Source organism: Agrococcus sp. SGAir0287 (assembly GCF_005484985.1).
In the GTDB taxonomy this organism is placed as follows: Bacteria; Actinomycetota; Actinomycetes; order Actinomycetales; family Microbacteriaceae; genus Agrococcus.
In genome coordinates this window covers 1,405,723-1,420,726 of the sequence record NZ_CP027942.1, presented here as the reverse complement: position 1 = coordinate 1,420,726, position 15,004 = coordinate 1,405,723, and the positions used below count along the sequence as shown (strand labels likewise).

At 69.6% G+C, this 15,004-nt stretch carries 16 protein-coding genes; 13 read left to right on the top strand and 3 right to left on the bottom strand.

What is annotated here, in order from left to right:
• The first annotated feature begins 53 nt into the window (after window positions 1-53).
• From trxB to C1N71_RS06770, 4 genes are read left to right on the top strand one after another with little or no spacing between them, the layout of a single operon-like run.
• Entirely contained in the window at window positions 54-1,013 is a 960-nt protein-coding gene (gene trxB, locus C1N71_RS06785) for a thioredoxin-disulfide reductase (RefSeq protein ID WP_374222103.1), read from the top strand.
• Window positions 1,010-2,131: an ACR3 family arsenite efflux transporter gene (gene arsB, locus C1N71_RS06780; protein ID WP_302630605.1), complete on the top strand. Its 1,122-nt coding sequence runs from the start codon at window positions 1,010-1,012 to the stop codon at window positions 2,129-2,131. Before trxB ends, arsB begins: the two co-directional genes overlap by 4 nt.
• A complete protein-coding gene (locus tag C1N71_RS06775) occupies window positions 2,128-3,114 on the top strand; it encodes a metalloregulator ArsR/SmtB family transcription factor (RefSeq protein WP_026374374.1) in 987 nt (328 codons plus the stop codon). The genes arsB and C1N71_RS06775 overlap by 4 nt, the downstream gene beginning before the upstream one ends.
• 12 nt (window positions 3,115-3,126) lie before the next feature.
• Entirely contained in the window at window positions 3,127-3,540 is a 414-nt protein-coding gene (locus tag C1N71_RS06770) for an arsenate reductase ArsC (RefSeq protein WP_137755703.1), read from the top strand.
• 690 nt (window positions 3,541-4,230) lie between these two features.
• Here the strand turns inward: C1N71_RS06770 and C1N71_RS06760 are convergent.
• The 3 genes from C1N71_RS06760 to C1N71_RS06750 form a co-directional block, all read right to left on the bottom strand.
• The gene (locus C1N71_RS06760) at window positions 4,231-5,040 is read right to left on the bottom strand and encodes a M23 family metallopeptidase (protein WP_137755701.1); all 810 of its coding nucleotides are present in this window, start codon (window positions 5,038-5,040) and stop codon (window positions 4,231-4,233) included.
• Between the two features lie 206 nt (window positions 5,041-5,246).
• Entirely contained in the window at window positions 5,247-6,131 is an 885-nt protein-coding gene (locus tag C1N71_RS06755; protein WP_137755700.1) for a hypothetical protein, read from the bottom strand.
• A 78-nt stretch (window positions 6,132-6,209) separates the two neighbouring features.
• Window positions 6,210-6,671 carry a DUF6153 family protein gene (locus C1N71_RS06750; protein WP_137755699.1) on the bottom strand — a complete coding sequence of 154 codons (462 nt, stop codon included), beginning with the start codon at window positions 6,669-6,671 and terminating at the stop codon, window positions 6,210-6,212.
• Window positions 6,672-6,823: 152 nt separating this feature from the next.
• Here C1N71_RS06750 and C1N71_RS06745 point away from each other — a divergent pair, with 152 nt between their 5' ends.
• The 9 genes from C1N71_RS06745 to C1N71_RS06705 all read left to right on the top strand — a co-directional run bounded on the left by C1N71_RS06745 (window position 6,824) and on the right by C1N71_RS06705 (window position 14,862).
• Window positions 6,824-7,036: a heavy-metal-associated domain-containing protein gene (locus tag C1N71_RS06745; protein ID WP_137755698.1), complete on the top strand. Its 213-nt coding sequence runs from the start codon at window positions 6,824-6,826 to the stop codon at window positions 7,034-7,036.
• A complete protein-coding gene (locus C1N71_RS06740; protein WP_137755697.1) occupies window positions 7,033-7,938 on the top strand; it encodes a heavy-metal-associated domain-containing protein in 906 nt (301 codons plus the stop codon). The genes C1N71_RS06745 and C1N71_RS06740 overlap by 4 nt, the downstream gene beginning before the upstream one ends.
• A gap of 12 nt (window positions 7,939-7,950) precedes the next feature.
• Window positions 7,951-10,230 carry a heavy metal translocating P-type ATPase gene (locus C1N71_RS06735; RefSeq protein ID WP_137755696.1) on the top strand — a complete coding sequence of 760 codons (2,280 nt, stop codon included), beginning with the start codon at window positions 7,951-7,953 and terminating at the stop codon, window positions 10,228-10,230.
• Window positions 10,227-10,448 (top strand): YHS domain-containing protein, encoded by a 222-nt coding sequence (locus tag C1N71_RS06730; protein ID WP_137755695.1) that lies wholly within the window; start codon window positions 10,227-10,229, stop codon window positions 10,446-10,448. Before C1N71_RS06735 ends, C1N71_RS06730 begins: the two co-directional genes overlap by 4 nt.
• Before the next feature lie 22 nt (window positions 10,449-10,470).
• Window positions 10,471-12,633, top strand: a complete 2,163-nt coding sequence (locus tag C1N71_RS06725) for a heavy metal translocating P-type ATPase (protein ID WP_137755694.1) — start codon at window positions 10,471-10,473, stop codon at window positions 12,631-12,633.
• Window positions 12,630-12,932: a metal-sensitive transcriptional regulator gene (locus tag C1N71_RS06720; protein ID WP_137755693.1), complete on the top strand. Its 303-nt coding sequence runs from the start codon at window positions 12,630-12,632 to the stop codon at window positions 12,930-12,932. Before C1N71_RS06725 ends, C1N71_RS06720 begins: the two co-directional genes overlap by 4 nt.
• A 4-nt stretch (window positions 12,933-12,936) precedes the next feature.
• Window positions 12,937-13,368 carry a DUF6153 family protein gene (locus C1N71_RS06715; RefSeq protein WP_137755692.1) on the top strand — a complete coding sequence of 144 codons (432 nt, stop codon included), beginning with the start codon at window positions 12,937-12,939 and terminating at the stop codon, window positions 13,366-13,368.
• Between the two features lie 74 nt (window positions 13,369-13,442).
• Window positions 13,443-14,033, top strand: a complete 591-nt coding sequence (locus tag C1N71_RS06710; protein WP_175414271.1) for a DUF305 domain-containing protein — start codon at window positions 13,443-13,445, stop codon at window positions 14,031-14,033.
• Between the two features lie 130 nt (window positions 14,034-14,163).
• Window positions 14,164-14,862: a CAP domain-containing protein gene (locus tag C1N71_RS06705; RefSeq protein WP_137755691.1), complete on the top strand. Its 699-nt coding sequence runs from the start codon at window positions 14,164-14,166 to the stop codon at window positions 14,860-14,862.
• Window positions 14,863-15,004 lie beyond the last annotated feature (142 nt).

Sequence of the window (15,004 nt, the reverse complement as noted above, 5' to 3'; positions counted from 1 at the left end):
GACTTGCGCGCTGATTCGACAAACCTCAATATAGAGGCATGTCGAATCAGATCATGGATGTCGTGATCATCGGATCGGGGCCGGCCGGCTATACCGCAGCGGTGTACGCCGCGCGCGCGGGCCTGGAGCCGGTGGTGCTGGCCGGGTCGGTGACCGCCGGCGGCGCGCTCATGACGACGACCGAGGTGGAGAACTTCCCCGGCTTCGTCGACGGCATCCAGGGCCCTGACCTGATGGAGTCGATGCGTGCGCAGGCCGAGCGGTTCGGTGCGCGCATCGTGTTCGACGACGCGGTGCGGGTCGATCTGGCGGGCGATGTGAAGCGCGTCGAGACGGGGCTTGGCGAGGCGGTCCTCGCTCGCACTGCGATCCTCACGATGGGGTCTGCCTACCGCAAGCTGGGGCTGGCCGACGAGGAGCGCCTGACCGGTCACGGCCTGTCGTGGTGCGCGACCTGCGACGGATTCTTCTTCCGCCAGCAAGAGATCGTCGTCGTCGGTGGCGGCGATTCGGCGATGGAGGAGGCGCTGTTCCTGACCCGGTTCGCGTCGAAGGTGACGATCGTGCACCGCCGCGACACCTTCCGCGCGTCGGCGATCATGGCTGCTCGTGCCCTCGCCGACCCGAAGATCGAGGTTGCCTGGAACAGCGAGATCGCGGGGTTCGTCGGCGATGCGAAGATCGAGGGCGTGACGCTGCGCGACACCGTCACCGGCGCCGAGCGCGTACTCGACGCGACCGGCGTGTTCGTCGCGATCGGTCACGACCCGCGCTCCGAGCTCGTCGCCGACCAGGTCGACGTCGACGCCGACGGCTACGTGCTCGTCGACCACCCCTCCACCCGCACGAACCTGCCGGGCGTGTTCGCCGCCGGCGACCTCGTCGACCACACCTACCGGCAGGCGATCACCGCAGCCGGCACCGGCTGCGCCGCCGCGCAGGACGCGCAGCACTACCTCTCCGCCCTCGACGCCGACGCTCCGGCTGCAGCCCCTGAGGCGGTCGTGGCATGACCGACGCGACCGGGACGGGCGCGATGCGTCGCCTATCTACGCTCGACCGCTGGCTGCCCGCGTGGATCGGCCTGGCCATGGTCGCCGGGCTCGTCATCGGCTCCGCGTTGCCGGGCGTGTCCGACGTGCTCGCCGCGCTCGAGGTCGGCGGGATCTCGATCCCGATCGCGCTCGGCCTGCTGGTGATGATGTACCCGGTGCTGGCGAAGGTCCGTTACGACCGCGTCGCCGCGGTCACCGGCGACCGGAAGCTGCTGCTGGCATCGCTGCTGCTCAACGGGATCGTCGGGCCTGCGCTCATGTTCGCGCTCGCCTGGACGTTCCTGCCGGACCTGCCCGAGTACCGCACCGGCCTCATCATCGTCGGCCTCGCCCGCTGCATCGCCATGGTCGTCATCTGGAATGACCTCGCATGCGGCGACCGAGAGGCCGCCGCGGTGCTCGTCGCCATCAACTCCGCCTTCCAGGTCGTCGCGTTCGCCCTGCTCGGCTGGTTCTACCTGACCGTCCTGCCGGGCTGGCTCGGCCTCGACTCGCAGGGTCTGAACGTCTCGATCGGCGAGATCGCCCTGAACGTGCTGATCTTCCTCGGCCTGCCGCTGCTGGCCGGATTCGCGTCGCGGTGGATCGGCGAGCGCCGCCGGGGACGCGCCTGGTACGAGGACCGATTCCTGCCGAAGGTCGGACCGTGGGCGCTCTACGGTCTGCTGTTCACGATCGTGCTGCTGTTCGCCCTCCAGGGCGACGCGATCACCTCGCAGCCGCTCGACGTGGTGCGCATCGCGCTGCCGCTGCTGGCCTACTTCGCGCTCATGTGGACCATCGGCATCGTCACCGGCAAGCTGCTCGGCCTCGGCTACGCCCGCGCCACCACGCTGGCGTTCACCGCCGCCGGCAACAACTTCGAGCTCGCGATCGCCGTCGCGATCGGCACCTTCGGCGCGACCTCCGGCGAAGCGCTGGCAGGCGTCGTCGGCCCCCTCATCGAGGTCCCCGTGCTCGTGGGCCTCGTCTACGTCTCGCTCTGGATCGCCCGATCCTGGTTCCGCACCGACCCCACCGCCACCGACCCGGATTCCACCGCGGCCGCGCGGCCCATCGAGAGGACTCGACGATGAGCACTCCCACCACCACGGACGCCTGCGTCGCCGCCGACACGCACGCCATCAGCGAGGCCGCTGCCGGATCGCTCGCGACGACGCTGAAGGCGCTCTCCGACCCGCTGCGGCTGCGGATGCTGTCCGCGATCGCCACCGACGGACGCGGCGAGTCGTGCGTGTGCGACCTCGCCGAGCTCGCTGAGGTGTCGCAACCGACCGTCTCGCATCACCTCAAGGTCCTCAAGGACGCCGGCGTCGTCACCTCCGAACGTCGCGGCACCTGGGTCTGGTACCGCATCACCCCCGCACTCCAGCCCGCCGTCACCACACTGCTCGACTCGTTCGCGCCCGCCGCCGTGAATCCCGCCGTCCGCGACGGCTACCGCGGCCTGGCAGACGTCGACGAGGCGCTCGACCACCTCGCCCACACCCTCGCCGCCACTCATCCAGCCCTCAGCGCAGACGTCGTCGCATCCATCGTCCGAGAGTCCTACACGGGACTCGCTCGCACGGCTCGCGTCACCGCGCACCTGGTGCCGCTGACGGAGCGCTTCGCCAGGCAGCGCCTGAGCGACCTCGAGCGCGATCGCGGTGGCTCGGTGCCGCAGGTGCTGTTCGTGTGCGTAGCGAACGCTGGCCGCTCCCAGCTCGCGGCCGCGCTCGTCAATCAGTACGCCGGCGGTCGCGTCGTCGCACGCTCCGCCGGCTCGACGCCCGCCGCCGACGTCCACCCGAACGTGCGACCCCTCCTCGAGGAGATCGACGCCCCCACCGCGGCGACCGCCTTCCCGAAGCCGCTGACCGACGACGCAGTCCGTGCCGCGGACGTCGTCATCACGATGGGCTGCGGCGACGTGTGCCCCGTCATTCCCGGCGTCCGCTACGAGGATTGGGCCGTGGGCGACCCCGCCCTTGCCTCCCCCGAGGGCGTTGCAGCGATCCGCGACGACATCGCAGCCCGCGTCCAGCAGCTCCTCACCGACCTCTCCCCCACCCGCTGAACGGAAAGACCCATGACCGATTCCAAGCCCACCGTCCTGTTCGTCTGCGTTCACAACGCCGGCCGCTCGCAGATGGCCGCCGGCTACCTTCGCAGCCTCGGCGAAGGCCGCATCGACGTCCGGTCGGCAGGCTCGATGCCTGCTGAGCAGATCAACCCGGTTGCCGTCGCCGCGATGGCGGAGGAAGGCATCGACATCACCGCGGAGCAGCCGAAGGTGCTGACCGTCGACGCCGTGCGCGAGTCCGACGTCGTCATCACGATGGGCTGCGGCGACGCCTGCCCGATCTTCCCGGGGAAGCGCTACGAGGACTGGGAGCTCGACGACCCCGCGGGTCAGGGCATCGAGGACGTGCGCCCCATCCGCGACGAGATCCGCGGACGCATCGCCAGCCTGATCGAGGAGATCGCCCCCGCTCGTCGATAGCGCGTCGAGGGTTCATGCGCGTGGAGCGCGTCGACCTCAGAACCAGAGGACTTCGCGAAGGAGCTCACGACCTAGGTTGATATCCCCGGTATCCAGTCGTTCCAGACGCTGAAGGCGGATGTGACGGCTCCAGCGCCACTACCGGGCCATGAGTTGCTTCGGCGTATGCGAGGTGGGATTCCCTGGTGCTCAGAGCGTCTGAAGTAGCCGCTCGCACGCAGCCTCGCACCGTCGGCAGGCGTCAGCGCAGATTCGACAGTGCTCGTGCATGTCGGCATGAGAGTCGCATTCCTGCGCGCAAGCTCGGGCGGCGGCGAGCGCTGCCTCCACTGCGGCTCGCGCTCGGGCCGGATCGGCCACGTTGCGAGCGAGGGTTCGTGCCGCGGTCGAGCACGCGTCCGCGCAGTCCAGGTTGGTGCGGATGCACGCTGTGAGCTCCGCGACCATGGCTTCCGACAGGCACGCGTCTGCGCACGTGGTGCATACCTGAGCGCATTCGACACATGCCTCGATGCACTCGGCCAGCTCGCTTGCGTCGGCGCTCTGCGATGCCTTTGGGTGAGTCGTGATCATCTCCGTGATGGCAGTCATGCTGATCTCTCCTTGCGTTGGTGGTGCCGAGGCTACGGAAGGTCGGGGTGCTCCCCGAGGCGCTTGTACGCCGTCCGGTGCGCTGGTACTGGTGGCGGCCTAGTAGCCGCCGGGTGCGGTCACCTCGGCTCGAGACTCCATCCAGGCGATGGGGTCGATCGATTCGTAATCGGGATTCTTGATCTCCAGGTGCAGGTGCGGTCCAGTCGAGTTGCCGGTCGAACCGACGGCGCCGAGCTGGGTGTCGAGCGTGACGACGTCGCCGAGGGCGACGTCGATCGAGCCGGCCTGCATGTGGGCGTACCAGGACTGGAAGAACCTGCCGTCGATGTTGTGCTCGACGACGACCATGTAGCCGCCTCCGCCGGGCTCGTCCCCCTGGAACACGGCGGTCACGACGCCGTTGGCTACAGGAAAGATCGGCTCCCCTTGGGCCAGCGGGACGTCGAGGCCATAGTGGAACTTCCCCCACCGTGGAGCGAACGGGCTCGAGATCGGCAGTTCCGCTCGGGACGGGAAGGGTGTCTGCACGTAGGTCGTCGACAGCTGCGACCAGACCTCGTCATACGCCGGGTTCGCGTCGAAGTAGTTGCCGGCGGCGGCGGACGTCGCTGCCTCTAGGGATGCGGTCTGCTGAGGATCGAGCAACGCTGCGGCGTAGGGGTCCTGGACGACGCCGAACGACTCTGGCCCGGCGAGGTCTGCGGCGGCCTGTCCTTGGACCTGGAGCTCCTGGGTGGTGGCCCACATCTGCAGCGGTTGTGCCGCGTTGTTGTCGTTCACCGCAGCGACGGCGGGGAGGCTGACGGTCAGGGTGAGTGCGAAGGCGAAGCTGGCGGCAACGGCGGCGAGCGTCCGGCGTCGCGCATCGGTTCCCCGACCCGTAGCTACCGGGGGCTGCACCGTCATGACCCGCTCGGGACGCGGCCCTACGGGTCGAGGTCGAGCGTGCGCGATCGCTCCCGCGACCGCCGGTCCGTCGTGGTCGCTTGCCGCTTTGATCCCCTGCCTTGCTATCAGGGCCGCTTCGCGCTGGCGACGCTCTCGCCGCGTCAGCGGGGAGGGAAGGTCACTGATGCGGGATTCCGTGGGGACAGGGGTCTGCGTTGCGGCGGTCACGCGGTGAGCTCCACCGGCGACCAGGTCGCGCCGGCATCGGTCGACAGCAATGCGGAGCTCTCGTAGGCGATGGCGAGGGTGTCTGCGCCGTCGTCTGCGGCGATGGCGACGACGCCGGGTTCGACGGTGCCGACCTCCTGCCACGTCGCGCTTCGGGGCTCTGCGCGCCAGATGGTGCCGTCGGGGTCGACGCCGATCATGGCGCCGGGGCCGGCGGTCGCGGCGACGACGAGCAACGGGGCCTCGGGCAAGGCGCCGAACGTTGCGCCGCCGTCGACGCTGAGCACGGGCCCGTCTGCTGTGGTGGCGAGGACCACGTCGGGGTCTCCGTCGTCGACGACGAGATCACGGGCGGCGAGCGCCGCACCAGATGACCACGACGCGCCTCCGTCGGCCGTGATCTGCAAGGTGGGTGAATCCGAGCGCAATCCCACGAGGCGGCTCGGGTCGGCGTCGCCAGCGGCGAGCGCGTGGAAGTCTGCGCCGTCGGCAGGCGACGTCGTCGTCCACGCGTCGCCATCGAAGGTGAGCAAGCCCACGTTGGGGTAGGCGAACTCGGGTGTGGACGCGGAAGGATGCCCCGATGCGTGGATGGCGTCGCTCGTCGCGACGAGGCCCATGGCGTCGAAGGACGTGTCGCCGAGCAGCGAAGCGGGTTCACCCGGTGCGGTCACCAAGACGCCGGTGTGAGTGCCGACCAGCAGGGTGCCGTCGGCGGAGAAGGCGACGTCATGGATGTGGGTTGGCGCCTGCGGGACTGCGAGAGGCTCGGGCTCCGTGGAGCAAGCCGTGAGCGCGACAAGGGTTAGCGCCGCAATGGCTGCAGGAGCGAGTCGGGTGAGTTGTCGATTCGATGAGGGCGCGAGAGCGCGAGAGAGCACGGTGGGGTTCCTTCAGGGTCGATCGGTGCAGCGCGCGAGCGCATGCAAGGGGCGAAAGTCGGCAGGCCGACCCGCCCCTCACGTTCGACTGAGACCGAGCTCCTGCAAAGAGCGCGCGGCGCGCGGCAGCACCGGCAGCACCGACCTCGCGTGCATCCAGGGCGCCCGTGACATGGCGACCGACCCTGTCGGCCGCACCAAGAGCACGACGGCCAGCGCGATCAGCGCAAGCGAGCACAGGGCGCCCGCCATCGCCGCGTGATGGCCGCAGTCCTCACACCCTGCGGCATTGCCGCCGGGGTCAGGGGCCGCGGCGAAGTCAGCGATCTCCGCGGACGGAGCGTGCGCGGACGCATGCTCGTGCTGCCCTGCGGCCCCGGTCAAGGAGTGCATGGCGACCAACCCGACCGCGGTCGCCGCGACCACGAGCGCCAGGGCAAGGAATGATGCAGGCCGACCCAGCGCCGAGCGCAGCACCTGCTCCAGGGGTCGGTGGATGCGATGCGCGGCGCGGAAGCGCCAGCCATCGCGGACGGTCATGGGCGCCGACAGTACCAGGTGACACTATTCGCCCCGCCAGGGGTGCAGCATCGCGCACCACCTTTCGGGGGTTGCGCCGCATACCCCCTATGGGTATCGTGGCGTGCGCCGTACCCCCTGGGGGTATCCAAGACGTCAGCGAGGAGCACGACATGAGCACCATCGAGTACACCGTCACCGGGATGACCTGCAGCCACTGCGAGGGGTCCGTGCGCGAGGAGGTCTCGCAGATCGATGGCGTCAGCGTCGTCGACGTCGACGCGCAGTCCGGCCGCCTCGTCATCGACGCCGAAGGCCCGGTCGATGACGCGGCAGTGCTGGCCGCCGTGGATGAGGCCGGCTACTCCGCCACGCGAAGCCAGTGAAGCCGCTCGCGCGGCTGGGCCTCTACGGGGGCGTCCTCGCGCTCGTCTTCGCCGTCGCGACCTTCGCAGGCAAGGCCGTCGTGCCTGACTCGGTCGTCGGCGAGTGGGAAGCAGCAGCAGGCGCCGACGCCGAGCATGCAGACGCGCATGGCTCGTCGGTGGCCGAGCACTCGGATGGTCTGGCGATCGAGTCCAATGGGTATCGCCTCGACGCTGTCAGCGCGCCAGCAACCGTTGCCGTCGTCGGCACCCTGCAGTTCCGGGTGCTGGATGCTCATGGGAGCGTGCTGACTGACTACGTCGAGGAGCACCAGCAGGACCTGCACGCGATCGTCGTTCGTGACGATGGCACGCAGTTTCGTCATGTGCACCCGGAACGTGGCGAGAGCGGCACATGGTCGCTGCCGTGGCAGTGGAGTGCTCCGGGCAGCTACCGCATCTTCGCCGACTTCATCGCTGGCGATGGCGACGCAGCGGCATCCGTGACCCTCAGCCAGACGGTGTCGGTCGCAGGCGACGTCACCCCCGAGGGTCCTACCTCGGACATCGCCTCGACGACGGCGGGCCCGTTCGACGTCTCCGTCGACGGCACGCTGACCGCAGGCGAGCAGAGCACGGTGACCCTCTCCGTCCAGCGAGATGGAGAGCCCGTCACCGCGCTGCAGCCCTACCTGGGCGCATTCGGCCACCTGGTGGCACTGCGCCAGGGCGACCTCGCCTACCAGCACGTGCATCCGAACGATTCGGCGAGCGGCGGGACCGCTGGACCCGATGTGGCGTTCACCGCATCGGTGCCGACTCCGGGGCTATACCTCCTCTACTTCGACTTCCAGGTCGACGACGAGGTGCACACCGCAACGCTCGCGCTCACCACCGACTCCCCCACGACCGACTCTCACTGAGGAGCGGACATCATGACCGTGTCGAACACCACCGCAAGCACCGGCTCGACGATCGAGCTCGAGATCGGCGGGATGACCTGCGCCTCCTGCGCGATGCGCATCGAAAGGAAGCTGAACAAGCTCGACGGCGTCGAGGCGTCGGTGAACTACGCGACCGAGAAAGCGCAGATCCGATCGGTCGATCCAATCGACGCCGCTGCACTCATCGCCGAGGTGGAGAAGACCGGTTACACCGCGACGCTGCCTGCAGTCGTCGACGACGAGCGCGCCGAGCCGGACGCCGAGGGCGACGAGCTTCGGTCGCTGCGTCGCCGTGTCCTCATCTCCCTCGCGCTGTCCGTGCCGGTCGTTGCCATGGCGATGGTGCCCGCACTGCAGTTCACCTACTGGCAATGGGCGTCACTGACGCTCGCAGCACCCGTCATCGTGTGGGCGGCGTGGCCGTTCCACCGCGCCGCGTGGCTGAACCTGCGCCACGGCGCCGCGACGATGGACACCCTCATCTCGGTCGGCACCACAGCGGCATTCCTGTGGTCCCTGTACGCCCTGTTCTTCGGCACCGCCGGCATCCCGGGGATGACGCACCCGTTCGAGCTCACCATCGCACCCTCCGACGGCGCCGCGAACATATACCTCGAGGTCGCAGCGGGCGTAACGACGTTCGTCCTCGCGGGCCGCTACTTCGAGAAGCGGTCGAAGCGGCAAGCCGGCGCCGCCCTGCGCGCCCTGCTCGACATGGGCGCGAAGGACGTCGCCGTGCTCCGCGACGGCGTCGAGCGACGCATCCCCATCGCCGAGCTCGCCGTCAACGATGAGTTCCTCGTCCGGCCCGGCGAGAAGATCGCGACCGACGGCGTGGTCGTCGACGGCACCTCCGCCGTCGACGCGTCGATGCTCACCGGCGAGTCCGTGCCCGTCGAGGTCGCAGCGGGCGATGCCGTCACCGGCGCCACCGTGAACGCTGGTGGACGGCTCGTCGTGCGCGCCACCCGCATCGGTGCTGACACGCAGCTCGCGCAGATGGCCCGCCTGGTCGAGGACGCGCAGTCCGGTAAGGCGGAGATGCAGCGGCTCGCCGACCGCATCTCGGGCGTCTTCGTGCCGATCGCGATCGCGATCGCCGTCGCCGCACTGGGCGCGTGGATCGGTGCCGGGTTCCCGCTCAGCGCCGCCTTCACCGCGGCGGTCGCCGTGCTGATCATCGCCTGCCCATGCGCGCTCGGCCTCGCGACGCCGATCGCACTGCTCGTCGGCACCGGCCGCGGCGCGCAGATGGGCGTGCTCATCAAGGGCCCCGAGGTGCTCGAGACCAGCCGCGGCATCGACACGATCGTCCTGGACAAGACCGGCACCGTCACGACCGGATCGATGGCGCTGACCGCGGTCGAGACCGTCGCCGACACGTCGGAGGTGGACGTCCTGCGCATCGCGGGAGCGCTCGAAGATGCGTCGGAGCATCCGATCGCGACGGCGATCGCGACCGCGGCCCGCGACCGTCTCGGAGCGTTGCCCGCGGTCGAGGGCTTCCAGAACGATGAAGGTCGTGGCGTCACAGGCGTCGTCGACGGGCATGCCGCGGTCGTCGGCCGCGCCACGCTGCTCGCCGACTGGGCCGTCGTGATTCCGAACGAGCTCCGCCAGGCGCAAGAGCGGGCACAAGCCGCCGGCAGCACGGTCGTGCTGGTCGCCTGGGACGGGCAAGCGCGCGGCGCGCTCGTCGTCGCCGACGAGGTGAAGGCCACCAGCGCTGACGCCATCCGTCGCCTGCGCGCCTTGGGTCTGCGGCCCGTGCTGCTGACCGGCGACAACGAAACGGTGGCGAGGCGCGTTGCCGATTCGGTCGGGATCGACGAGGTCATCGCCGAGGTGCTGCCGGCAGAGAAGGTCGACGTCATCGCCCGACTCCAGCAGCAGGGCCGCAAGGTGGCGATGGTAGGCGACGGAGTGAACGACGCCGCCGCGCTCGCGCGGGCCGACCTGGGACTCGCGATGGGGTCGGGCACCGACGCGGCCATCGAGGCCGCCGACATCACGCTCGTCCGATCGGACCTGCTCGGAGCCGTCGACGCCATCCGACTGTCACGCCGCACGCTCACGACCATCAAGACCAACCTCTTCTGGGCGTTCTCGTACAACGCCGCCGCGATCCCGCTGGCAGCCCTCGGCCTGCTCAACCCCATGCTCGCCGGCGCAGCGATGGCGTTCTCCAGCGTCTTCGTCGTCGGCAACAGCCTGCGGCTGCGCTCCTTCCGAAGCATCACCGCCACACTCACCGAAAGGACCACCCGATGACCAACGGATCCGCCTGCCACGGACACAGCCACACGCCCGAGAACACCGACACCGACATGGCCGAGTGCCCCATCATGCCCGGCAGCTTCATCGCCAAGGCCGACGCCGAGGCCGCAGGACTGGTGCGCGACCACGACGGCACCCGCTACTACCTCTGCTGCGCAGGCTGCGGGCCGAAGTTCGACGCCGACCCAGCACGGTACGCCGCCGCCCACTGAACCCTCCACCCGAGGAGCCGCCATGAGCAACGCCCAGCACGAGCACGCCGGCCACCACGGCCACGACGAGCACGCGCACCGCGCGCGCGCGCACGACGCATCATCTGCGGACGCCGCCTCGAGCGTTGAGGCGCATCACCACACGCCCGACCAGCACGCCGGGCACGGCGGCCACAGCGGTCATGGCGGGCATGTGGCGCAGTTCCGTCGCCTGTTCTGGATCATGCTCGCGCTGGCTGTGCCGACGGTGGCGCTGTCGAGCATGTTCTCAATGCTGCTGGGCTATGCCCTGCCCGACATCCCGCTCGTCCAGTGGGTCTCGCCAGTCCTCGGCACCGTCATGTACCTGTGGGGCGGCTGGCCGTTCCTCACGGGCGCGCTCTCCGAGCTGCGCGCGAAGCAGCCGGGGATGATGCTGCTGGTGGCGCTGGCGATCACCGTCGCCTTCGTCGCCTCCTGGCTGGCCAGCCTCGGCGTCGTCGACCACCACCTCGACTTCTGGTGGGAGCTCGCGCTGCTAGTGGTCATCATGCTGCTCGGCCACTGGATCGAGATGCGTTCCCTCGCGCAGACGACCTCTGCACTCGACTCCCTCGCCGCGCTGCTGCCCGACGAAGCCGAGCGCATCGAGGGCGACGACATCGTCACCGTCGCCCCGGGTGACCTGCGCGTCGGCGATCTCGTCATCGTCCGCCCCGGCGCCAGCATCCCCGCCGACGGCACGATCGTCGACGGCACGGCCGCCGTCGACGAGTCGATGGTCACCGGCGAGTCGCGAACCGTGACCCGCTCGACCGGCGACGCCGTCACCGCCGGCACCGTCGCGACCGACTCCAACCTGCGCGTGGAGATCACCGCCGTCGGCGACGACACCGCGCTCGCCGGCATCCAACGCCTCGTAACCGAGGCGCAGTCGTCGTCATCCCGCGCGCAGCGCATCGCAGACAAGGCAGCCGCGCTCCTGTTCTGGTTCGCGCTCGGCGCCGGCGTCATCACCGCGAGCGTGTGGACGCTTGTGGGATCGCCGGACCAGGCCGTCATCCGCACCATCACCGTCCTTGTCATCGCCTGCCCCCACGCGCTCGGCCTCGCGATCCCGCTCGTTGTGTCGATCGCCACCGAACGCGCCGCCCGCGGCGGCGTGCTCGTGAAGGATCGTCTCGCGCTCGAGCGGATGCGCACGGTCGACGCCGTGCTGTTCGACAAGACCGGCACTCTCACCAAGGGCGAGCCGACCGTCACCGCCGTTTACCCGGTCGCCGGACGCTCGGAGGATGACGTGCTTGCGCTCGCCGCCGCCGCCGAGGCCGACAGCGAGCATCCGCTCGCCCGCGCGATCGTCGACGCCGCCCGCCGCCGCAGTCTCTCCCCGGCTCGTGCCACGAGCACGAGCTCCTCCCCCGCCGTCGGCGTCACCGCCACCGTCGACGGCGCCACCGTCCGTGTCGGCGGCCCGCGTCTGCTCGACGAGGAAGGCGTCGACGAGGTCGACGCCGCCGAGCTGTGGCGCAGCGAAGGGGCGATCATCCTGCACGTCATCGTGGACGGCGCCGTGATCGGCGGGCTGCGCCTGGCCGACGAGATCCGACAGGAGTCGCGCGACGCCGTAGACGCGCTGCATGCTGCAGGCGTGCAGGTCGTGATGATCACCGGCGACGCCGAGGCGGTCGCCCGCTCCGTCGCCACCGAACTCGGCATCGACCGTTTCTTCGCCGGAGTGCGACCCGAGGACAAGGCCGCCAAGGTCGCAGAGCTGCAGCGCGAGGGGCTGTCGGTGGCGATGGTCGGCGATGGCGTCAACGACGCCCCCGCGCTCGCGCAGGCCGACGTCGGCATCGCAATCGGCGCCGGCACCGACGTCGCGATCGCCAGCGCCGGCGTCATCCTCGCCAGCGACGACCCCCGCTCGGTGCTGTCCGTCATCGAACTGTCGCGAGCGAGCTACCGCAAGATGCAGCAGAACCTCTGGTGGGCAGCCGGCTACAACCTGCTGTCCGTCCCGCTCGCCGCCGGCATCCTCGCCCCCGTCGGCTTCATCCTGCCGATGTCGATCGGCGCGATCCTCATGTCGGTCTCGACCATCGTCGTCGCACTGAACGCGCAGCTGCTGCGCCGCCTCGACTTGCGCCCAGATCGCAGCGCCACGGCCGCTCTGGCACACTCGAAGACGGAGCAGCACGCATGACGACCACCACCGAGCACCACGAGCACGGGTACATCTCCGACAAGGACCGGTACCTGCGGCGCATGAAGCGCCTCGAGGGTCAGGCTCGCGGCATCTCCCGGATGATCGACGAAGAGCAGTACTGCATCGACATCCTCACGCAGATCAGCGCACTCACCAGCGCGCTGCAGTCCGTCGCCATCGGGCTCGTTGACGATCACCTGCGCCACTGCGTCGCCGACGCGGCAGCAGAGGGCGGAGACGTCGCCGAGGCACGCATCGCCGAAGTCTCACAAGCCATCGCACGGCTGGTGCGCTGAACCCATGCGCCCGCTGCGAGCGACCCTCCACCCACGCCTGTTGCTGTGGTTGGCGGTCGCTGTCGCCATCATCGGCGGCCTGCTCGGGATGCACGCGCTCAATCTCCACGGTGGCGGTCCGCAGCACGCAGTCAGCGGCCACGCCATCGACGCGCAGCACGAGGCTGAGCCCCCGATCGCTTCGAGCAGCACGCACGATCACGCCGCCTCGCCCGCCGTACCTTGCGACGACTGCAACGAAGCGGGAGGCGCCGGGCACGACGCTGCTGCAGCCTGCGTCCTCGCGCTCCTCGCCACGCTGCTCCTCCTGCCACGCGCGACCACCTCCTGGCTGAACGCCGTACTCGTGCACTCCTGGACGGCGACGCGCGCGCCGACAGTCCGCGGCACCTTCCCGCTCCCCTCGCTCTACGAACTCTCGGTGATCCGTACGTGATGCGTGCGGAGCAGACCTCCGCACCACATCACGCCCACTCGGGCACCCCATTCGTAGACGCAAAGGAACACACAATGACGCGCAAGCTCGCACTTGCAGCGGCCGCAGCAGCGGCCGTCATCGCCCTCGCTGGTTGCTCGCAGGGCTCCTCCTCCATGGAGGGTATGGACCACGGCTCCAGCGCCCCGGCTGAGTCTTCGAACGCCGACTTCAACGATGCGGACGCCATGTTCGCATCGATGATGATCCCCCATCACGAGCAGGCCGTCGAGATGTCGGAGATGCTGCTCGCCAAGGACGACGTCCCTGCCGACGTCGCCGATCTCGCTCAGCGCATCATGGACGCCCAGGGTCCCGAAATCGACACCATGAACGCCTGGCTCGAGGACTGGGGCGTCGACGCGTCCGTCCACGAGGGCATGGATCACGGCGAGGACGGGATGATGAGCGAGGAGGACATGGCCGAGCTCGAAGACGCCACCGGCGTCGACGCCTCCCGCCTGTTCCTCGAGCAGATGATCCAGCACCACGAGGGCGCGATCGACATGGCTCAGGACGAGGTCGACAACGGCCAGAACCCCGACGCCGTCGAGCTCGCGCAGACGATCGTCGACACCCAGCAGGCCGAGATCGAGGAGATGCAGGAGCTGCTGACCGCTCTCTAGGACCTCACGACGTGGTGCGCCGCGGACGCGACGCCACCACCCGGTACCTAGGGAGGCACGAGCTGCGGTGCAGCGCTGAGCCGACCCATCGGCGACTCAGCGCTGCACCGACGCTCCCGCGTCGCTCATCATGAGAATCAAGACCTCACCCCTGTTCGCCGTCCCGGCAGCCGCCGCGACCGTCGTCCTCGTGCTTGGCACGAGCGCGCCCTGGCAGATCGCCCCAGCCTGGGCGAACGAACCCGCCGCACTCGAAACCACCAGCATCGACGCGAGCGTCGGTGTCGACGGCAGCTCGCCCGAGACCGTCGACCGAGACGAGCTGACGGTCTGGATCGAACCCGAACCAGAACCAGCACCCGCTCCCGAACCCGCTCCAGCACCGACCGCCGCGCCGACCGGTGGAACTGCACCGGCGCCGCCACAGCCCCAACAAGCTGCGACCGGGGCGCTCGCACCCGTCGCCGGCGGTGTCTCGCCCGGAGCCATCCTCGCCGACCTCAACGCGCAACGCGCAGCCGCCGGACTGCCGCCGTTCACTGCGCACGACGGCGTAACAGGCGTCGCACAGCGATGGTCCGTCAGCCAAGCGCAGTCCGCCAGGATGTATCACAATCCGTCGTTCGCATCCGAGGTTGGAGCGGTCGGCTGCGGCGGCGCGACCGAGAACGTCGCATCCGCCATGGGCAACGCTTCCCCCGTCGGACCCTGGATGGACTCCCCGCCACACCGCGCAAACATCCTTGGCAATGCGACCCACATCGGCGTCGGCGCCGCCACCTCCAGCAACGGCCTCACGTATTACACGCTGAACTTCGCCAACTGCTGAGCCGGTGCGAGCGGGCCGGTACCAGGCCCGCTCGCACCGGAGAGACCGAGCGGCTGCTGGTGCAACCAACGCTCGGTCGTCGAGCCAGCGCTCCGCTTACAATCGCTCGTCAGGAAACATGCCCTCCGGCGGCGCCTCGTGC